General features: G+C 63.1%; 19 protein-coding genes and 1 pseudogene. 12 read left to right on the forward strand and 8 right to left on the reverse strand.

Annotation, left to right across the window (positions count from 1 at the left end):
• The first annotated feature begins 2 nt into the window (after positions 1 to 2).
• The 3 genes from AC0L30_RS23005 (at position 3) to AC0L30_RS23015 (ending at position 2928) form a co-directional block, all read left to right on the forward strand.
• Positions 3 to 1241 carry a M48 family metallopeptidase gene (locus AC0L30_RS23005; protein WP_473405265.1) on the forward strand — a complete coding sequence of 413 codons (1239 nt, stop codon included), beginning with the start codon at positions 3 to 5 and terminating at the stop codon, positions 1239 to 1241.
• A 205-nt stretch (positions 1242 to 1446) separates the two neighbouring features.
• Positions 1447 to 2199 (forward strand): P-loop NTPase family protein, encoded by a 753-nt coding sequence (locus AC0L30_RS23010; protein WP_007595031.1) that lies wholly within the window; start codon positions 1447 to 1449, stop codon positions 2197 to 2199.
• 60 nt (positions 2200 to 2259) lie between these two features.
• Entirely contained in the window at positions 2260 to 2928 is a 669-nt protein-coding gene (locus AC0L30_RS23015; protein ID WP_007595033.1) for a hypothetical protein, read from the forward strand.
• 39 nt (positions 2929 to 2967) lie between these two features.
• Here AC0L30_RS23015 and AC0L30_RS23020 read toward each other — a convergent pair whose 3' ends face one another.
• From AC0L30_RS23020 to petA, 5 genes are all read right to left on the reverse strand, one after another.
• Entirely contained in the window at positions 2968 to 3507 is a 540-nt protein-coding gene (locus AC0L30_RS23020) for an adenine phosphoribosyltransferase (protein ID WP_007595035.1), read from the reverse strand.
• Between the two features lie 8 nt (positions 3508 to 3515).
• The gene (locus tag AC0L30_RS23025) at positions 3516 to 5681 is read right to left on the reverse strand and encodes an anthranilate synthase component I (RefSeq protein WP_473365984.1); all 2166 of its coding nucleotides are present in this window, start codon (positions 5679 to 5681) and stop codon (positions 3516 to 3518) included.
• Between the two features lie 395 nt (positions 5682 to 6076).
• On the reverse strand, positions 6077 to 6751 hold the full coding sequence (locus AC0L30_RS23030) for a dienelactone hydrolase family protein (RefSeq protein ID WP_473405266.1): 675 nt from the start codon (positions 6749 to 6751) through the stop codon (positions 6077 to 6079).
• Between the two features lie 144 nt (positions 6752 to 6895).
• Positions 6896 to 8968 carry a cytochrome b/c1 gene (gene fbcH, locus AC0L30_RS23035; RefSeq protein WP_473405267.1) on the reverse strand — a complete coding sequence of 691 codons (2073 nt, stop codon included), beginning with the start codon at positions 8966 to 8968 and terminating at the stop codon, positions 6896 to 6898.
• Between the two features lie 62 nt (positions 8969 to 9030).
• Entirely contained in the window at positions 9031 to 9561 is a 531-nt protein-coding gene (gene petA / locus AC0L30_RS23040) for a ubiquinol-cytochrome c reductase iron-sulfur subunit (protein ID WP_007595042.1), read from the reverse strand.
• 288 nt (positions 9562 to 9849) lie between these two features.
• Between petA and AC0L30_RS23045 the strand changes: the two genes are divergently transcribed.
• The 6 genes from AC0L30_RS23045 (at position 9850) to AC0L30_RS23070 (ending at position 13667) form a co-directional block, all read left to right on the forward strand.
• Positions 9850 to 10308, forward strand: coding sequence for a tRNA (cytidine(34)-2'-O)-methyltransferase (locus tag AC0L30_RS23045; protein ID WP_007595044.1), 459 nt, complete (start codon positions 9850 to 9852; stop codon positions 10306 to 10308).
• An 18-nt stretch (positions 10309 to 10326) separates the two neighbouring features.
• Positions 10327 to 10959 carry a 7-carboxy-7-deazaguanine synthase gene (queE, locus tag AC0L30_RS23050; protein ID WP_007595046.1) on the forward strand — a complete coding sequence of 211 codons (633 nt, stop codon included), beginning with the start codon at positions 10327 to 10329 and terminating at the stop codon, positions 10957 to 10959.
• A 17-nt stretch (positions 10960 to 10976) separates the two neighbouring features.
• Entirely contained in the window at positions 10977 to 11342 is a 366-nt protein-coding gene (locus AC0L30_RS23055; protein ID WP_007595049.1) for a 6-pyruvoyl trahydropterin synthase family protein, read from the forward strand.
• A gap of 119 nt (positions 11343 to 11461) precedes the next feature.
• Positions 11462 to 12349: an oxygen-dependent coproporphyrinogen oxidase gene (hemF, locus tag AC0L30_RS23060; protein ID WP_007595052.1), complete on the forward strand. Its 888-nt coding sequence runs from the start codon at positions 11462 to 11464 to the stop codon at positions 12347 to 12349.
• Positions 12346 to 13092, forward strand: coding sequence for an HAD family hydrolase (locus AC0L30_RS23065; RefSeq protein WP_007595054.1), 747 nt, complete (start codon positions 12346 to 12348; stop codon positions 13090 to 13092). The genes hemF and AC0L30_RS23065 overlap by 4 nt, the downstream gene beginning before the upstream one ends.
• 371 nt (positions 13093 to 13463) lie before the next feature.
• On the forward strand, positions 13464 to 13667 hold the full coding sequence (locus tag AC0L30_RS23070; protein WP_354169721.1) for a YodC family protein: 204 nt from the start codon (positions 13464 to 13466) through the stop codon (positions 13665 to 13667).
• Between the two features lie 177 nt (positions 13668 to 13844).
• Here the strand turns inward: AC0L30_RS23070 and AC0L30_RS23075 are convergent, their stop codons facing one another.
• Entirely contained in the window at positions 13845 to 14624 is a 780-nt protein-coding gene (locus AC0L30_RS23075) for an ArsR/SmtB family transcription factor (protein ID WP_473405268.1), read from the reverse strand.
• A 248-nt stretch (positions 14625 to 14872) separates the two neighbouring features.
• Here AC0L30_RS23075 and AC0L30_RS23080 point away from each other — a divergent pair, with 248 nt between their 5' ends.
• Entirely contained in the window at positions 14873 to 16282 is a 1410-nt protein-coding gene (locus AC0L30_RS23080) for an MFS transporter (protein WP_473405269.1), read from the forward strand.
• Positions 16283 to 16323: 41 nt separating this feature from the next.
• Positions 16324 to 16521 carry a DUF1127 domain-containing protein gene (locus tag AC0L30_RS23085; RefSeq protein ID WP_354127387.1) on the forward strand — a complete coding sequence of 66 codons (198 nt, stop codon included), beginning with the start codon at positions 16324 to 16326 and terminating at the stop codon, positions 16519 to 16521.
• Positions 16522 to 16764: 243 nt separating this feature from the next.
• Here the strand turns inward: AC0L30_RS23085 and AC0L30_RS23090 are convergent, their stop codons facing one another.
• Positions 16765 to 17838: a TauD/TfdA family dioxygenase gene (locus tag AC0L30_RS23090; protein ID WP_354127388.1), complete on the reverse strand. Its 1074-nt coding sequence runs from the start codon at positions 17836 to 17838 to the stop codon at positions 16765 to 16767.
• A gap of 300 nt (positions 17839 to 18138) precedes the next feature.
• Between AC0L30_RS23090 and AC0L30_RS23095 the strand changes: the two genes are divergently transcribed.
• On the forward strand, positions 18139 to 18444 hold the full coding sequence (locus tag AC0L30_RS23095; RefSeq protein WP_354169712.1) for a hypothetical protein: 306 nt from the start codon (positions 18139 to 18141) through the stop codon (positions 18442 to 18444).
• A gap of 94 nt (positions 18445 to 18538) precedes the next feature.
• On the opposite strand, the pseudogene AC0L30_RS23100 reads toward AC0L30_RS23095, so the two are convergent.
• Positions 18539 to 19037 (reverse strand): annotated as a pseudogene (locus tag AC0L30_RS23100) (LuxR C-terminal-related transcriptional regulator); the annotation flags it as partial.

Below are 19037 nucleotides of genomic sequence, written 5' to 3' on the forward strand. Positions count from 1 at the left end.
TCATGGCCGCGTATGGTCTCTACACGCACATCGCCTCGAACAAGTTTCGTTCGATGCTGCTGCTAGCCGGCCTGTTCGCGCTGGTCTATGTGCTGGTCTATGCCGGCGCGCTGATCGCTGAAGTCGTCATCAATGGCGACGAGACCGTCGTCTATTATCTGAGCCGTGCCTTCTATGACCTGAAAGTGGCCGCTCCGGTTGCGACCGTCGTGGCAGCGGCCTGGATCGTGATCGCCTATTTCTTCCACCAGTCGATGATCGATGCGGTGACCGGCGGCCACGACGTCACCCGGCAGGAAGAGCCGCGGCTCTATAATCTGCTCGAAAATCTCTGCATCTCGCGCGGCATCACGATGCCGAAGCTGAAGATCATGGAGAGCCCGGCGCTGAACGCGTTCGCGACCGGCCTCAACCCGCGGCAATATTCGATCACCGTCACCACCGGTCTCCTCAATGCGTTGGACGACAAGGAGATCGAGGCGGTGCTGGGTCACGAGCTGACCCATATCAAGAACGGCGACGTGCAGCTCATGGTGGTCGCCGTCATCATCGCGGGTGTGGTCGGGTTCTTCGGCGAACTCTTCTTCCGCCTGTTCACGAATTTCAGCTGGAGCTCCGGCTCTGGCGGCTCGTGGTCGTCGGGCTCCTCCTCGTCCTCACGATCGTCCTCGTCGTCGAGCGACAGCAAGAGTTCGGGCGGCGGCGCGGTGATCGTGATCATCATCGCGGTCGTGCTGATCGTGGTGGCCTGGCTGTTGTCGCAGGTGGTGAAGCTCGCGCTATCGCGCTCGCGGGAATATCTCGCGGACGCGGGCTCCGTTGAGCTGACGAAAAACCCGGACGCCATGATCTCGGCCCTGCGCAAGATCGAGAACCGCGGCGAGCTGCCGGGCGCAACCTCGGCGGTGATGGAGCTCTGCGTCGACAATCCGCGCGAGGGCTTCGCCGATTTATTCGCGACCCACCCCTCGGTGCAGTCCCGGGTGGACGCGCTGGTCAAGTTCGCCGGCGGCCGTGATCCTGGCCCGCTGCCGCCTCCCGCCGACGAGGGCGAGGAGCCAGACACGCAAGCCGACCGCCAGAACACCCCACCGCCGCTGCGCCAGGGTCCCTGGAACGACGCAGGCGGCACGGCCAGTCCGCCGCCCGTGCCCGCACCCGGAACCGCCAGCAGCAACCCAATAGGCAATCGGGTAAGCAATCTCTTGGGAAATCCTATGGGTCCTTGGGGCCGCCATTGAGCGCGATTTGACGCCATGCGCGGAAGGATTGATCGCGATTGGGAAAAACCTCGGGAATTGCCGTAACTGGGGCCTGCGGAATTGAATTCTCCCTTGTTTCTGCCATGTTCGCGCCCAACAGCAGACTTGGGACATCTTTGCGACATCGATTTGGGGCCCGTCCGATTGCGACCTCGCGATCGGGGGCGCGCGTTAGGGGACAGCAATGGCAAAGCCGGCAGTGGTTGTGGTGGGCGCGGACAAGGGCGGGGTCGGCAAGACCACGGTATCGCGCACCCTGCTCGATTATTTTTCCGCCAACAACGTGCCGACGCGCGCCTTCGACACAGAGTCACCGCGCGGAACCCTGAAGCGCTTCCACCCCGACATCACCGAGATCGTCGACATGACGACGACGTCGGATCAGATGAAGATCTTCGATACGCTCAACGCCACGAGCCCGTCGGTCACCGTGATCGACGTCCGCGCCGGCCTGCTCTCGCCGGCGCTCGCCTCCTTGCGCGACATCGGTTTCCTCGATGCCGCCAAGGCCGGCCAGATCACCTTTGCCGTGTTCCACATCCTCGGACCCTCGATCGCCTCTCTGGACGAAATCGCCGAGACCGCGGGCTTCATGACCGGCGCCAAATACTTCCTGGTGAAGAACTTCATCAACGACACCCAGTTCTTCCAGTGGGACCAGGCGACCTATAATTCCTACTTCCACCGCATCAAGGATGCGACCGAGCTAACCATCCCCAAGCTCAACGAAATGGCCTATGAGCAGGTCGAGGTGTCTTCCGTTCCGTTCCTGAAATTCGTCGCCAACAAGGGTATCAACGACGAGGCCGCGAACTATTCGTTCGTGCTGCGCGGCTATGTCCGGCATTGGCTGGCGAACGTCTGGAGCGAATTCGACCGGATCCGGCTGACCGACATTGTCGGCTCCAAGCCCACGACCCGCAACAGCGAAAAATAGTTGCGCAAGCCGGGCGGATACGGCTGGATTGGTCGCCGAGTTCGACTGATATAGCTATCGATGCCCGCGACGCCCCTCTACATCATTTGCTCGCCCCGCCCGCAGGTCGGCAAGACCCTGCTGGCGCGGCTTTTGAGCGAATTTTTGCTGCTCAAGAACGGCAACGTCGTGGCCTTCGACGTCAACCTGAAGGAGCCGTCGCTGCTCGACTATCTGCCAACGATCACGGAGACCGCCGACGTGATCGACACCTACGGCAAGATGCAGCTGATGGATCGCGTCATCGTCGATGACGGGGTTGCCAAGGTGATCGACCTCGGCTTCCACGCCTTTGACGAGTTCTTCAAGATGACCGAGGAGATCGGCCTGTTGAAAGAGGCGGCGCGCCGCCACGTCGCGCCGATGATCCTGTTCGTCGCCGACACCGACCGCGTCTCGGCCCGCGCCCACGAGATGCTGCGCGAACAGATCCCGCGGATTAACCTGATCACGGTGGACAACGAGCACATCATACGCGGCGAGCTGCCGGCGGCGATGGCTGCCGGACGGGTATTCCGCCTGCCTGCGCTGCCCGGCTTTCTCAAGACCTATATCGGCCGGCTGAACTTCTCCTTCACCGGCTATCTGCGCCAGGAGAAGGATGCCTCGACCGAGCTGCACCAGTGGACCCGGCGGAACTATCTCGCTTTCCGCGAGCTGGAGCTCAGCCTGATCCTGCAACGGTCCTAGGCGATAATTTACCCGGGCGATACTCCTCGGCGTCCTGGCTCAGTGCCCCTCGAACGTCATCAGCGTGCGCACCGGCACGTCCATCGCGCGCAGCTTGGCGGCGCCGCCGAGGTCCGGCAGGTCGATGATGAAGCAGGCGGCGACCACATTGGCGCCGATCTGGCGCAGCAATTTCACCGCGCCTTCCGCAGTGCCGCCGGTGGCGATGAGGTCGTCGACCAGGATCACGCGCTCGCCGGGCTGGATGGCGTCGACATGCATCTCCATCTCGTCGATGCCGTATTCGAGAGAGTAAGCGATCCGCACGGTGGTGTGCGGCAGCTTGCCTTTTTTCCGGATCGGCACGAAGCCGGCCGAAACCTGGTGCGCCACCGCGCCGCCGATGATGAAGCCGCGCGCTTCCATGCCGGCGACCTTGTCGATCTTATTGCCGGCCCAGGGATTGACGAGTTCGTCGACCGCGCGGCGGAACGCACGCGCATCTGCGAGCAGCGTGGTGATGTCGCGGAACAAGATCCCGGGTTTCGGGTAGTCCGGGATGGTGCGGACGCTCGCCTTCAGATCGTGGTCAAAAGTCATGGTGCCTCTCAATCAGCGCGCGCATCCAGGCGGAACGCGTTCTCGACAATTCGTAAGCCCACTTCGCCGCTCAGCGACATCAGCGATTCCGGATGGAATTGCACGCCGGCGACCGGCAGGGTCTTGTGCTCGAGCGCCATGGCGACGCCGTCCTCGGTGCTGGCGGTGACGGATAGCACCTCCGGCATGCTGTCACGCTCGACATAAAGCGAGTGATAGCGGCCGATCACGATCTCGTTCGGCAGATTGCGCATCAGCCGCCCGCCGCGCACCTGCACCCGCGAGGGCCGGCCGTGGGCGGGATGCGTGAGCTGCCCGAGCTCGCCGCCGAAATACTCGCCGATCGCCTGGACGCCGAGGCAGACCCCGAACACCGGCAGCTTGTTCTCCAGCGCTGCGTCGATGGTCTTCTTGATCCCGAAATCCTCGGGCCTGCCGGGGCCGGGCGACAGCACGAGCAAATCCCACCGCTTCTGCTTGAGCATGTCGAGCGCATGCACATGGCGGACCACGGTGACGTCGGCGCCGACCTGGCGGAAGTAATCGGCCAGCATATGCACAAAGCTGTCGTCATGGTCGATCAGCAGTACCCGCTTGCCGCTTCCGGTGGCATCGGGCGCGAAGGCCGACAGCGGCTTCGGCGGATCGCCGCGCAGCGCCTGGAACAGGGCCGCGGCCTTGACCTGGCATTCGCGGTCCTCGGCGGCGGGATCGGAGTCGAACAAACAGGTGGCACCGACACGCACTTCCGCGAGGCCTTCCTTCATCCGGATGGTGCGGATGGTGAGGCCGGTGTTGATGCTGCCGTCGAAATTCACCGCCCCGATCGCGCCGGCATACCAGCGGCGCGGCGAGCGCTCGTGATCCTCGACGAACTGCATCGCCCAGAGCTTTGGCGCGCCGGTGACGGTGACGGCCCAGGCATGGGTGAGGAACGCATCGAGCGCATCGAAGCCGGGACGCAGCATGCCTTCGACATGGTCGACCGTGTGGAAGAGTTTTGAATAGGTCTCGATCTGCCGGCGTGCCAGCACCTTGATCGTGCCGGGGACGCAGACGCGCGCCTTGTCGTTGCGGTCGACGTCGGTGCACATGTTGAGCTCGAACTCGTCCTTCTCGGAGTTCAGGAGCTGGCGGATCTGCTCGGCATCGCCGATCGCATCGGTACCGCGCGCGATCGTCCCCGAGATCGGGCAGGTCTCGACCCGGCGTCCGTCCGAGCGCACGAACATTTCCGGTGAGGCCGAGACGAGAAATTCGCCCTCGCCGAGATTCATCAGCGCGCCGTAAGGCGACGGGTTGATGACGCAGAGCCGCTGGAACACTTCTGCCGGCGAGCGGTCGCAGGGCTCGGCAAAGAGTTGCCCCGGCACCGCCTCGAACAGATCGCCACGCGCAAAGGCAGCGCGCGCGGTCTCGACCGTAGCCTGATATTCGCCGGGCGCGTGATCGGCAAAACCCTGGCGCGGTGTCTTGAGGTAGGGGCTCTCGGCGGTCTCGTGGGGCAGGCCCGCGGTGGACTTGCCCTTCCACGCGAAATCGTAAGTGAGCACGACGCCGCGGCCGGTGGCGCGGTCATAGGCGAGCAGCCGGTCGGGGACGTAGAGCACGATGTCGCGTTGGTCGGCCTCGCGTGCGCGCTTCTGCACGAGGTCCTCGATCTGGAACACGAGGTCGTAAGCAAAGGCGCCGAACAGACCCAGCACCCCGTCGTCATTGGCGGAGAAAGCGGCGACGAGATCGCGCACCAGCGACATCACGCTGGCGCGCCGCGTGCGCTGGTCTTCGTCGATCGGGGCTTCGCCGCGGATGATATGACCGGCAAGGCGCGTGGGCGTCGTCTCAGAGATCACGACGCAGGGTTCGCGCAAGACGTCGGCGAGGAAGGCGATCAGAACCTCCCCGCGCGCGTTCAGCGCTTCCAGCTTGAAATTGACACTGGTGGTCTCGAGCTTGAGCGGCGGATCGGAGAAGCCGAGGTCAAAGCTTTCGTAGCGGCCGGGCACGGTCGTACCCGAGGACAGCACCACGCCGCGGCGGCGGTCGAGCAGGTTGACGAGATCGTCGAGCCGGTTGGCGCCGCCGGAAAACTGTTCCGCCACGCGCGTGATCGCAAGCCCCGCGCGGGTCACATAGTCGCTTCGAGCCGGAAGGGCAAAGACGGTCCTGTTCATGGGGTCCTCTTACGAAACTTGTCGAGGGAACGCCACACAGGACAAACGATCAGGCCGCCGCACTGCGTGGGCGACCTCAGACGATTTTGGGAGAATAAATCGCACCGGCCACCTCTCAGGAGGTGCGCCACCAAAGACGGGATGGGCGGACGGCGGTGCTCATGGGCGAATACTCACCATGGCGCGGGAACGGCGTCAAGGGTAGGCCCTGCGCCGTAGCCCGGCAGTGATGTCAATCTCCACCGTCGTCCGGGCGAAGGCCGGGACCCATAGCCACAAAATTGAGTTTGGCGAAGACTCGCAGTGGCAGCTCGCCCCGACCACAAAGTGTTGTGGTTATGGGTCCCGGCCTTCGCCGGGACGACACCGAAATTGTAGCGCGATTGGCGCCCAACCTACCCCAGATTCTTGCGGAAAAACTCCGTCGCCCGGCCCCAGGCCAGCTCGGCGGCTTCGCGGTCGTGCACGGCCTGGCGCTGCTCGTTGACGAAGGCGTGCTCGGCGTCATAGCGGAACAGCTCCAGCGACTTGCCGGCGGCCTTCATGGCCTTTTCGAACCCATTGACCAGCTCCGGCGTGCACCAATCGTCCTTGTTGGCGAAATGGGCCTGGAGCGGGATCTTGACGTCGGCGGGCTTGGCGGCCTGCTCGGGCGGAATGCCGTAGAACACCACGCCGGCGGCGAGTTCCGGCACATGCACCGCGCCGATGATGGTCACGGCGCCGCCGAGGCAGAATCCCGTCAGGCCGACCTTGGCGCCGTTGCGCGACAGATATTGCGTGGCGCCGCGCACCGTCTGCGTGGTGGCGTCCATGAAATCGAGCGAGTTCATCTCTTTGCCGGCCGCGTCCGTGTCGTGATACGGCACCACCTTGCCCTTGTAGAGATCGGGCGCCAGCGCATCGAAACCGGCCAGCGCGAAGCGATCACAGAGGCCCTTGATCTGGTCCGACAGCCCCCACCATTCCTGGATGACGACCACGCCCGGCGCGTTGCCGCGCGCGGCATTGGCGAGATAGCCCGATGCGTCCTTGCCGTCCGGGCGCTTGAAGGTGATGGCGGTTCCCATGGTGTCCTCCGACGAGTTTTTGGGGAGCGGTTGACGGCATTTTGGCGTTTGAGCGGGCGATAGGCAATCGCGCCTGACAACACACTCTCGTGCCCAACAAAAAAGCCCCCTTACGGGGGCCTCTTCATTCTCGCCTCAGGCCGCTCAGTGCGAGTCGGCCCAGACCTTCTTCTTGGTGAAGTACATCAGGCCGGCGAAGATGATCAGGAAGATGAAGACCTGGAAACCGAGGCGCTTGCGCGCTTCCATGTGCGGTTCGGCGGTCCACATCAGGAACGTGGTGACGTCCTTAGCGTATTGCGCGACCGTGGTCGGCGAGCCGTCGTCATAGGTCACCTGGCCGTCGCTGAGCGGCTTCGGCATCTTGATGGCGTGGCCCGGGAAGTACTTGTTGTAGTAGGACCCCTCCGGGATCGTCACACCCTCGGGCGCCTTGTCCTCAAAGCCCTGGAGCACCGCCGAGACGTAGTCCGGGCCCTGCTCCTGATATTGGGTGAAGAAGTCGACAATGAACCAGGGGAAGCCGCGGCCGTAGGAGCGCGCCTTGGTGATCAGCGACAGATCCGGCGGCGCCGCGCCACCATTCGCCGCACGCGCGGCCTGCTCGTTCGGGAATGGCGAGGGGAAATAATCCGCCGGCCGGCCCAGGCGCTCGAACATATCGCCGGCGTCGTTCGGACCGTCCTTGACCTTGTAGTCGGAGGCGAAGGCTGCAGCCTGCGCGACCGAATAGCCGGGACCGCCGGCTTCCGCGAGGTTGCGGAAGGCGACGTAGGACAGGCCGTGGCAGTTGGCACAGACTTCCTTGTAGACCTTCAGGCCGCGCTGCAATGAGCCGCGGTCGTACTTGCCGAACGGACCGGCGAACGACCATTTGTTGCCCGGCGGCTTGTCGCTGCCTTCGGAGGCACGCGCGCTATCGGCTGAGCCCGCAAACAACGCGCCCGCCAGCGCAAGCACGATCGCGCTCGACACCATCGGCGTCGACCTGCTCCCGGTTTTGGCCAGGACGGCGTCCGAGATCGAGTTCGGCACCGGCCGCGGCTTCTCGATGCGCGAGAGCAGCGGCAGCACGATCAGGAAGTAGGCGAAGTAGCAGAACGTCAGGACCCGGCCGGCGATCACATAGATGCCTTCCGGCGGCTGCGCGCCGAGATAGCCGAGCAGGATGCAGACCGCGACGAAGATCCAGAAGAACTGCTTGGCCAGCGGACGGTACTTCGACGATTTGGTCTTGGCAGCATCAAGCCAGGGCAGGAAGCACAGGATGATGATCGCCGAGAACATCCCGATCACGCCCGCGAGCTTGTTCGGGATCGAGCGCAGGATCGCGTAGAAGGGCAGGTAATACCATTCCGGCACGATGTGCGGTGGCGTCACGCCCGGGTTCGCCGGAATGTAATTGTCGGCGTCACCCAGATAGTTCGGCATGTAGAAGATGAACCAGGCGTAGAGCAGCATGAAGCAGGACACGCCAAACATGTCCTTGATGGTCGCATGCGGCGTGAACGGAACCGTGTCCTTCTCCGTCTTGGGCTCGACGCCATCAGGGTTGTTCTGGCCGGAGACATGCAGCGCCCAGACGTGGAGCACGACGACGCCCGCGATCAGGAACGGCAATAGATAGTGCAGCGAGAAGAAGCGGTTCAGCGTCGGGTTGCCGACCGAATAGCCGCCCCACAACAGCGTCACGATGCTCTCGCCGACATAGGGGATGGCCGAGAACAGATTGGTGATGACGGTGGCGCCCCAGAAGCTCATCTGGCCCCAGGGCAGCACGTAGCCCATGAAGCCGGTCGCCATCATCAGAAGGTAGATGATGACGCCGAGGATCCAGAGCACCTCGCGCGGCTCCTTGTAGGAGCCGTAATAGAGGCCGCGCAGCATGTGGACATAGACGGCGACGAAGAACATCGAGGCGCCGACGGCATGCATGTTGCGCAGCAGCCAGCCGTAATTGACGTCACGGACGAGCAGCTCGACCGACTTGAAGGCGAGGTCGGCATGCGGCGTGTAGTGCATCGCCAGGATCACGCCGGTCAGGATCTGGATCCCCAGCATGAAGGAGAGGATGGCGCCGAAGGTCCACCAATAGTTCAGGTTGCGCGGGGTGGGATAGACCACGAAGGAGGAGTGCATGAGGCCGAGGATCGGCAGACGCCGCTCGATCCATTGCAGGGCCGGATTGCTCGGCTGGTAGTCGGATGGTCCGCTCATGATGCGATCCTGAGGAAATAGTACGACGAGACGGCGCGAAGCTTCGGACGAGGGCCCGAAGCTCAGCCGATCTGGATTTTGGTGTCGGAAACGAACTGGTACGGCGGCACCGGCAGGTTCGCGGGCGCGGGCCCCTGGCGGATGCGGCCGGACGAATCGTACTGCGAACCATGGCAGGGGCAGAAGAACCCGTCGTAATTGCCTTCATGGGCGATCGGGATGCAGCCGAGATGGGTGCAGATGCCGATCACGACCAGCCACTGGTCATGGCCTGACTTGACCCGGGCCTCGTCGGACTGCGGATCGGGCAGGCTCGCCACGTTGACGGCGCGCGCCTCGTCGATCTGCTTCTTGGTGCGGTGGCTGATATAGATCGGCTTGCCGCGCCAGAACACCTTGATGTCCTGCCCCTCGGCGACCGGGCTGAGATCGACCTCGATCGGCGCACCGGCGGCGATGGTCGACGCATCAGGATTCATTTGGGAGATAAAGGGCCAGAGCGCGGCTGCGCCCCCTACTGCTGCAGCTGCCCCCGTTGCAACGAATAAGAAATCACGGCGTGTCGGATGGTCCGCCGAAGACGCTGTCGTCACGATTCCAACCCTTTCTTCTTATGCAGCCGGCGGAACCGCTCCAGGAGCCCCCAAGGTCCCCAGAACAGCCTGCCGGCGCCCGCGGCCCCCCGCGGCGGCAGAACTTCACGTGCCCCCACCAAAACAAGGCGAAAACAGCAGTCCAGAATCGTTCTATTGGCACCCTTGCCGGGCGAGCGCAAGCCCGCTATCGGCGCGGGAGCGTGCAATGCACGAATTCCGCGGCCAGCGATGTTTTATTGAGACATTTCCGGCCCGCACCGAACCGAGACAGCCCATGCACAGCCGATGCAGATAGCGCTTTTCCAACCCGACATCCCCCAGAACACGGGCACGATTCTCAGGCTCTGCGCCTGTCTGGGCGTGGCCGCCCACATCATCGAACCGGCGGGCTTCCCCGTCTCCGACCGGCATTTCCGCCGGGCGGGAATGGACTACCTCGATCAGGTCAGCATCGTCAGGCACGACTCCTGGTCGAAATTCGAGCAATGGCGCGCGGCGCAAGGCGCCCGCCTGCTGCTGTTCACCACCAAAGGCGCGACCGACTACCGCGATTTCCGTTACCAGACGGCGGACATCCTGCTATTCGGGCGCGAGAGCGCCGGCGTCACCGAGGCGGTGGTCGAGGCGGCGGACGCGCGGCTGGTGATCCCGATCGCTCCGGGGCTGCGGTCGCTCAATGTCGCCATGACCGCGGCGATGGCCGCAGGCGAAGCGCTGCGGCAGCTCCGGAACCCGCAAGTTTGATATGTTGAGGAGAGACGGTTGAGTTACGCGGTCAAGGAAATCTTCCTGACGCTGCAAGGCGAAGGCGCCCATGCCGGGCGCGCGTCCGTGTTTTGCCGTTTTGCCGGTTGCAACCTCTGGAGCGGGCGCGAGGCGGACCGCAGTGCGGCCATTTGCAAATTCTGCGACACCGATTTCGTCGGCACCGACGGCACGCTCGGCGGGCGCTATGGCTCGCCCGCGGAACTCGCAGACACCATCGCCGCGCAATGGACGGCCTCCACCGATAACCGTTATGTGGTGCTCACCGGCGGCGAGCCGCTGCTCCAGGTCGATACGGCGCTGGTCGACGCGCTCCATGCCCGCGGCTTCGAGATCGGCGTCGAGACCAACGGCACGATCGCCCCGCCCGAGGGGCTTGACTGGATCTGCGTCAGCCCGAAGGGCGGCAGCGATCTGGTGATCCGGCGCGGCCACGAGCTGAAGCTGGTCTATCCGCAGCCGCTCGCCATGCCGGAGGCCTTCGCGGGCCTCGCCTTCGAACGCTTCTCGCTGCAGCCGATGGACGGGCCCGAAGTCGCCCAAAACACCGCGGGCGCAATCGACTATTGCCTGAATCATCCGCAATGGCGGCTCAGCGTGCAGACGCATAAATCGCTCGGTATCAGATAGGATTGGTTTTCGAACAGATGTGGGAATTGACGAAATCGTTTCGCTTCGAGGCGGCGCACTCATTGTCGGGAACGACATTCGGCGCTGATAGCGAAGAGATCCACGGCCACTCCTTTCGCGCCGAGGTGACGCTGCGCGGCACGCCCGATCCCAAAACTGGCATGGTGGTCGATCTCGGCCTGGTCCAGCGCGCCATCGAGGACGTGCGCATGATTCTGGATCATAAGTACCTCAACAAGATCGAGGCGCTGGGCACACCGACGCTGGAAAACCTCTCGCGCTTCGTCTGGGAGCGGCTCCAGCACATCGGCAAGCTCACCCGCGTCAGCATCCACCGCGACAGTTGCAACGAGAGCTGCACCTATTACGGTCCGCAAGGGTGAAATTCGTAGGGTGGGCAAAGCGTAGCGTGCCCACCATTCAAGATAAACGGTGATCAATGGTGGGCACGGCGCAAGTGCGCCTTTGCCCACCCTACGAGCCGGTTCGTTGGGATTTGCATATGGACGTTTCTACGATCGAAGACCGCAAGACGCGCGCACGCGCCTGGTTCGAAGCCCTGCGCGACGACATCTGCGCGAGCTTCGAGCGGCTGGAGGACGATGCCCCGCAAAGCCTCTATTCGGGCGAGCCCGGCCGCTTCAAACGCACACCCTGGCAGCGCACCGATCATACCGGCGCGGCCGGCGGCGGCGGCGTGATGTCGATGATGTCCGGCCGCCTGTTCGAGAAGGTCGGCGTGCATTGCTCCACCGTGCACGGCGAATTCGCACCAGAGTTTCGCGCGCAAATTCCGGGCGCGGCGGACGACCCGAAGTTCTGGGCCTCCGGCATCTCGCTGATTGCGCATCTGCGCAATCCGCACGTGCCGGCGGTGCACATGAACACGCGCTTCGTCGTCACGACGAAAGCCTGGTTCGGCGGCGGCGCCGATCTCACGCCGGTGCTCGACCGCCGCCGCACGCAGGACGATGCCGACAGCATCGCCTTCCACGCCGCAATGAAACAGGCCTGCACCCAGCCGAACGGCATCGCCGATTACGACAAGTACAAGAAGTGGTGCGACGAGTATTTCCACCTGCCGCACCGGAAAGAGGCGCGCGGCATCGGCGGCATCTTCTACGACTGGCACGACAGCGGCGACTGGGACGCCGACCTCGCCTTCACCCAGGATGTCGGCCGCGCCTTCCTGAAGATCTATCCCGACATCGTGCGGCGCAATTTCGCGACGAGCTGGACCGCGCAGGATCGCGAGGAGCAATTGATCCGGCGCGGCCGCTATGTCGAGTTCAACCTGCTCTACGACCGCGGCACCATTTTCGGGCTCAAGACCGGCGGCAATGTGGATTCGATCCTGTCGTCGCTGCCGCCGGAGGTGAAGTGGCCATGACGACGATGAAGCCCGCAATGAGGCCGCTGCCGCGCGCCATGCTGATCGACATGGACGACACCATCCTGTCGGCCTATGCGCGGCCCGAGATCGCCTGGAACACGATCACAGCGGAGTTCGCCGAGGAGCTGGCGCCGCTGCCGCCGCAACTGGTTGCAGCCACGGTGCTGGCCTTTGCGAAAAATTTCTGGGCCAATGCAGACGCTTCGTGGCGGATGAAGCTCGCCGAGGCCCGCCATCTCACGGTCAAGGGCGGTTTTGCCGCGCTCGCGGCCGCTGGTCACCGCGCGCTGCCGGACGACCTCGCCATTCGCCTCGCTGACCGCTTCACCACCTATCGCGAGGAGGAGATGTTCGTCTTCCCCGGCGCGCATGATGCGATCGACAAATTGAAGGCGCTCGGCATCAAGCTCGCGCTGGTGACCAACGGCGCCGCCGACACCCAGCGCGCCAAGGTCGAGCGGTTCGAGCTGGCGCATCGCTTTCACCACATCCAGATCGAGGGCGAACACGGCTTCGGCAAGCCCGAGGAGCGTGCCTATCTGCACGCGATGGACGCGCTTGGCGTCACCGCTGAGGATACCTGGATGATCGGCGACAATCTGGAATGGGAAGTCGTGACGCCGCAGCGTCTCGGCATCTACTCGATCTGGATCGACGTGCATGGCGACGGCCTGCCCGAAGGCTCGATCGTCAAGCCCGACCGCATCATCCGCTCGCTGACAGAACTGGTGCCGGGCTGACTGCAATCAGGGTGCGTAAACAAAAACATCGAAAACAACCCCATGCACAGTAGACGGCCGCAGCAAAATCAACGACTTGCGGAAAACGCGAACTGCGGATCCGACGAAATCGGTTGCTCCGTCGGGCAAAACAGGCGCATGGTGTCATGGTCGCGACGCACGGGACGGAAGAGCCCTTGCGCCATCCATCGAACAGGCGCCATTGCCTCTCGTGATGGGATCGCTCCGGCCTAAAGCTCTCTGATCGACGTTTCAGCAGCACGGCCGGCGGATGCGCGCTACCGCAACACATCCACTGACCGAGTAGCCCGTGATCGGCATGTCATGCCGGTTTGCTAGCTTCTCCGTCAATCAACCCGAAAGGACCATCCATGGAACTAAAAGCCGGCGATATCGTCATGCTGAAATCCGGCGGGCAGCCGCTCACAGTCGCTGACGTGAAGGGCGACGACGTGATCTGTCTCTGGATGGGCGCGGAAGGCGATCTGTTTCGCGAGACGCTGCCGCTCGCGGTCCTCGATCGACTGGAAGAGCTCGACGAAGACGAAGACGAGGACGACGAAGACGAGGAGTAAGCGCGGCTGAGGCCGCGTCCTGGTTTGATCGTAGCGCACAGCTCCGGCGCGCGTGATGTCCGCTTCTTCGCCAACAATGGCGCGGTAGCGGACATCGCTGCAGGGCGCAGAACGGCCACAATGGAGCGCATCTGCCTTAGCTCCGGTCACCACAGCCTAAAATGGCTAATCGCGCTACTACCTCCGTCCGGGAGGCGCTGACTCGACCGTTATAGCTGATACCCGGCCTCCGGATAGTGATCCAACACGCCCATCGTGACCGTCCGTCGGGGGTACGCCCTCAATGCCGAACCTTGTGGCGAGTTCTCTAACGCCAACCGGGGTTACGACGAGCGCTCGGCTATCCCTGACGTGCTCGACCCAATCGTGCTCGAGAGCGTGATCAAGAATGGCGGCGCCGACTGCCCCGGCCAGATGCGGCCGGCGCTCGCTCCAGTCGAGACAGGGGCGACAGAACACCCGGCGCTTAGAGGCGAGGCCAAGATCGACGCCCAACTCATTGAAGAATGACCGGCCGGCGTCGGTGAGTTGCCCGCCATCCTCGTCGAGAAAAATAAACGACTGTTGGACCAGCCGGTCGGCGATTGCGACGGCGATGCGGCCTGCCATGTGGTCATAGCACGTGCGCGCGTGCCGGAGCGTTTCTCCACCGCGCCAGAGATTGCGCTGCCGGGCAGGGCCGTCCTGCGCCACGACCATGAGACCTTCTAGCACGCGCGCGACGTGCGGAGAGGCCAGGCGGAAATATCGCCGTCGGCCCCGCTTTGCGAGCGCGAGCAATCCCGCGTCGCTGAGTTTCGCAAGATGGCCACTCGCTGTCTGCGGCGCCACGCCAGACACATAGGCGAGCTCCGAGGCGGTCAACGTTCGGCCATCCATCAGCGCGCTCAGCATGTTGGCGCGCGCCGGATCGCCGATGACCGCTGCGACTTGGGCGATTTTGGGTCCCGTGTCCATGCCCTTCTCGTACGCCGATAAGGACGCAGTGCCAAGCACGGATACTTCGGTCAAGACCGTAGTGTTTCCGCGAGACTGGATCGATCACGAAACATAGGTTGCCCGGACGCCAGTAGGCCCGGTGAAGAAATGCCGCGACGAGGAGAAAGATCATCCCGCGGCTCCGAGTATTCGGTTGGTATCGAATGACCATCGCGAAGTGGGCTGATCAGGGCCGTCAAATTCTCGCAGGCAACTGAGTGTGATCAATGCCAACAACTTCGTTCAATACAAGACAGCCGGAACTAGCCCACTCCGACAACACGTCATCCCGTTCGCCTCTCGCGACGGCGCTGGCACTTGCTGCCACGAGCCTCGGCCTTGGCGTGGTGCAGCTCGATATCACCATCGTCAATACTGCGCTGAGCAGCATCGGCACTTCGCTCGGCGGTAGCGTGGCCGAGCTGCAATGGGTGGTGACCGCCTATACCATCGCATTCGCGGCCTTCATTTTGACCTCCGGCGCGCTCGGTGACCGCGTCGGCGCCAAACGGATATTCATCGCGGGCTTTGCGATCTTCACGTTGGCTTCGCTCGCCTGCGCGCTGGCGCCGTCGGCGATATTCCTGATCGCCGCACGCTCCGTGCAGGGCCTGGCAGCAGCGATCCTGGTGCCGAACTCGCTCACGCTGCTCAATCATGCCTATACCGATCCGAAGGCGCGCGGCCGCGCGATCGGCTTCTGGGCCGCAGGTGCGAGCGTCGCACTGACTTCGGGGCCGTTTGTCGGCGGCGCGCTGATCGCGCTGGTCGGCTGGCGAGCGATCTTTCTCGTCAACCTGCCGATTGGCGCCGCCGGCCTCTGGCTTGCCTGGCGTTATGCCGAGGAGACGCCGCGGCTCGCGCAGCGCGAGATCGATCTGCCGGGACAGATCGCGGCGATTGCAACCCTCGGCACGCTGGCCGGCGCCCTGATCGAAGGCGGCGTGCTCGGCTGGAGTCATCCGCTCGTCATCATGGGCTTCGTGGCAGCGGCCGTGATCGGACTCCTGTTCGTATGGCGCGAGGCGCGCGCGCCACAACCGATGCTGCCACTCTCGCTGTTCCGCCACCGCGTGTTTGCGCTGACCGCTCTGGTTGGGCTCCTCTTCAACATCGCCTTCTACGGCCTGATCTTCGTGCTCAGTCTCTACTTCCAGAAAATCAACGGCTGGTCGCCGTTCGCAACGGGTCTCGCTTTCGTGCCCATGATGGGCATGGTGCTGCCCGCCAACCTCGTCGCCGCATCGGTCAGCGAGCGCCTCGGCGCGCCGCAAACCATTGCACTTGCTTGTGTGATCACTGCCGCGGGCTGCGTTGCGCTGCTGCCTATGGCCTCAGGCACCAGCTACGGGGCGATCGGCACTCAGCTTGTGATCCTCGGCGGCGGGCTCGGCTTGCTCGTGCCGTCCTTGACCTCGACGCTGCTCGGCAGTGTCGAGAAGTCGCGATCCGGCATCGCCGCGGGCGTTTTGAACGCAACGCGGCAGACCGGCAGCGTGCTTGGCGTTGCCCTATTCGGCTCGCTGGTCGGAGGCAACAACGTGTTCATTGCGGGCGCACATGCCTCGCTGCTCATTTCAGCCGCTGTGTTGCTCGCCGGTGCGGTCGCGATCTGGCCTGGCCGAGCAAAGGACTGACGATGAAAGGGAGGTGCCGATCGACCTCGTATGGTGCCCGGATGTCGAAGACCGTGGGGTCCGACGGTTCGCAGCTTTCTGACGCAGTGAAGCGCGCGTTTGTCACACTGCAAATTTGGCGCGAACGGGTTCGGCAGCGCCGCGAATTGGCGCAATGGACTGACCACGACTTGCATGATGTCGGATTGTCCTGGTCTGACATCGCTCTGGAAATCAAAAAGTCCTTCTGGCGGGCTTGAATAGCACTCGGATAGAGCGGCCTCCTGCGCGACGAGGCCGGCCAAAGAAGGCGGACCCTTGTCTAACTAAATTCTTCCGCTTTTGGCCCATCGCGACATTTGCCGCGGTTGCGCAAAGGAAAATGGCGCCGGACCGTGGCCTCGAGATGGCCTGCCTCGATCTAGTGCCAGGCTTCGCAGCAACGATGTCCGCTCCTCTACCAATATCGGCATAAGAGCGGACATCGCTGGATGCTTCGAACGTCAATCCAACGGAACGTTCAAACTGGTACCCTTGGTGATGATGCCACCACGGTTGCCGATCTCAATCGAGCCATAGCGCTGCTTGAAACAATCGGGCAGCGGCCGGTCGCCTTCCATGCTGAGCCAAAGGCGCAACAGATGACGCTTCTGGCCTGCATCGGACCAATCGCGAAATCCGGTCCGGTCATGCAGCAAGGCATGATTGTAAACGAACTGCATGTCGCCCGGCTGAAGCCGCATGCCGAAATGCAGCGCGGGATCATTTGCGAGCGCGTCAAAGAGATCGAGCGCCTCGACGTGAGCCGGCGTCAGTCTTGGCGCATCGGGAAAGCGTTGCGCACTATCGATATATTGGCGCTGATAGAAGCCGGTCAGGAACCCCGCATGCCAATTCAGCACCGGAATCTCAAGATATGGCTTTTCGTTCTCCGGCACTTCGCCTCGCCGGTCTGTCGCGATCGGATCAAACAAGAGAGCGGCAAGGTCGGGACGTCTGTCAAACATCTCGTTGTAGATTGTCGTCGTACTGACGAGGAGAGAATCCCCTCCCTCCATCGCCTCGCGAATGCATAACAATCCAACCACGTCGGCCGAATCCGTGTGGAATGTCTGCCGTTCCGACGTTTGATAAATTCGGGTGTTGGGATCCCTTGCATCGGCGCCGGTGTCACGGACGTGACCGAGAATGTGACCCGCTGCATTCTGAGACCGCGCCGATCCAAGGTGCGCGCCCACTCCGCAAAAGATCGTAGCGGCAAACTCCTGATTATATTTTGCCACCGGGAGGCCGCGCATGACTTCGAAGCCAAGGCCAGCCAGGAGCGTTGTCTTAAGCTCTTCCAGATGCCTGCCGAAGTGGGGAAGCGGAAAGCTTTCCTTCGTGATCTCGGCGATTTTTTTGTTTCTGCCAAGATATGTTTCGGCCGCGCCCTCAAGCTCGGCGATCTCGCCGGCCGCAAGCGATATCAACCATCGATCAGGATTGGCTTTCATCTCAGCTCCCTGCCAGGCAGACGGGATATCGACCTTCCCTGGAGGGCGATGAATCCCGCCGGGCACTGAGACCAAATTCATAGTGTTGGCTCCCGAAGAGATTGGACGTCAGACATGGGGGCGGAAGACGTGGGGGCGGACGATCGACGATATTGTGCCGACCACTTGTTTGCAACTTGGCTAAAGCGCCGCCGTGAGCTGAGCGCATTTTCGCCGTGACGAGATCCGTTCCAGGCAGTCGCGTGTTAGGTGAGCCGCTTCCGCCAAAATGATTACAACGCGGCGCTTCGTTCGACCGGACAAAGCCCGGGAAAAAATGGCATCAGCCGGAACGTTCACGAAGCTGGCTGAGTTAAAAGTCATGCGCGTCGCGCTGCGGTCATGGCCGCACCGCGCGGCCCGGATAAGGCTCTGGAAGAGGCGAAAGCTACTCTGCGGCGTGCTTCGCGGCACGGCCGCGCGAGGACCGCGATGTACACGACGGCGATATACGATGAGCTGAGGCAGATCGAGCGCGACGTCGTCGAAGGAGAACGCCGGCTCGCAGAGCAGGAGGCGCTGATCATTGAAATGAAGCGCCAGAACGAGGACACAGCCAAGGCGGAAGGCGAACTCGAACGGATGCGGATGGAGCAGCGACGTCGCGATCAGGATCGGCAACGTCTGCTCTCACGGCTGCAACCCTGAACAATTCCGCTCAATGAGGCTGATCCGGCGTCGTGTTCCTGAGACCTGTACTGCGGTGACAGTTGCCATTTTCGGTCAATGACGATGCAGCGGTTCAAATCAGCAGATCATGATGCGCAGGGACAATGGCTTGATGCGCGCCGTTATTGCCGTGATCGTCCGCGTGTCCGTTCAGTGCATGAGGGACGAGCTTGGCGTTGAACCCGAGGCTCTCTTCCTGACTGGGCGGAACGTGCCCATCGAGCGGATCATTGAACTCTTTAACCTCAACTATCGCGACGAGAGAAGGAGTTGGTCCGCTATCGAACCGGAACACCGGTCCTTGGTCTGCGCCGCCGATTTCGAACGCAGCCTTGGCCGGGTGTGCGTCGTCTGATGCGATTGCTGCAGATTGCGCAGCGTGCTGCGAGTTACCGTGGTCCACGGTGGCTGGTTCTGCCGTCTTCATGGTCCCCGCAGCATCCGAAGCCGAAGCGTGATGCTCGGCGCCATCGCCGGCGCCGTTGCCCGGTTTGCCCCCATCTTCTGTCGATCCCGTGCTTGCCGCCTTTGCAGACCCTGGCTCCGAAGCGTGTTGCGAGTTGCCGTGGTCC

It is taken from the genome of Bradyrhizobium sp. MI1.11, assembly GCF_055811255.1.

Coding starts and splice junctions, on each gene's coding strand:
- AC0L30_RS23005 (WP_473405265.1), top strand. CDS start 3: ATGGCCGCGTATGGTCTCTACACGCACATCGCCTCGAACAAGTTTCGT.
- AC0L30_RS23070 (WP_354169721.1), top strand. CDS start 13,464: ATGGAACTAAAAGCCGGCGATATCGTCATGCTGAAATCCGGCGGGCAG.
- AC0L30_RS23045 (WP_007595044.1), top strand. CDS start 9,850: ATGCAGATAGCGCTTTTCCAACCCGACATCCCCCAGAACACGGGCACG.
- fbcH (WP_473405267.1), bottom strand. CDS start 8,968: ATGAGCGGACCATCCGACTACCAGCCGAGCAATCCGGCCCTGCAATGG.
- AC0L30_RS23020 (WP_007595035.1), bottom strand. CDS start 3,507: ATGACTTTTGACCACGATCTGAAGGCGAGCGTCCGCACCATCCCGGAC.
- AC0L30_RS23090 (WP_354127388.1), bottom strand. CDS start 17,838: ATGAATTTGGTCTCAGTGCCCGGCGGGATTCATCGCCCTCCAGGGAAG.
- AC0L30_RS23065 (WP_007595054.1), top strand. CDS start 12,346: ATGACGACGATGAAGCCCGCAATGAGGCCGCTGCCGCGCGCCATGCTG.
- AC0L30_RS23085 (WP_354127387.1), top strand. CDS start 16,324: ATGTCGAAGACCGTGGGGTCCGACGGTTCGCAGCTTTCTGACGCAGTG.
- AC0L30_RS23025 (WP_473365984.1), bottom strand. CDS start 5,681: ATGAACAGGACCGTCTTTGCCCTTCCGGCTCGAAGCGACTATGTGACC.
- AC0L30_RS23030 (WP_473405266.1), bottom strand. CDS start 6,751: ATGGGAACCGCCATCACCTTCAAGCGCCCGGACGGCAAGGACGCATCG.
- AC0L30_RS23075 (WP_473405268.1), bottom strand. CDS start 14,624: ATGGACACGGGACCCAAAATCGCCCAAGTCGCAGCGGTCATCGGCGAT.
- hemF (WP_007595052.1), top strand. CDS start 11,462: ATGGACGTTTCTACGATCGAAGACCGCAAGACGCGCGCACGCGCCTGG.
- AC0L30_RS23010 (WP_007595031.1), top strand. CDS start 1,447: ATGGCAAAGCCGGCAGTGGTTGTGGTGGGCGCGGACAAGGGCGGGGTC.
- AC0L30_RS23080 (WP_473405269.1), top strand. CDS start 14,873: ATGCCAACAACTTCGTTCAATACAAGACAGCCGGAACTAGCCCACTCC.
- AC0L30_RS23055 (WP_007595049.1), top strand. CDS start 10,977: ATGTGGGAATTGACGAAATCGTTTCGCTTCGAGGCGGCGCACTCATTG.
- AC0L30_RS23095 (WP_354169712.1), top strand. CDS start 18,139: ATGGCCGCACCGCGCGGCCCGGATAAGGCTCTGGAAGAGGCGAAAGCT.
- AC0L30_RS23015 (WP_007595033.1), top strand. CDS start 2,260: ATGCCCGCGACGCCCCTCTACATCATTTGCTCGCCCCGCCCGCAGGTC.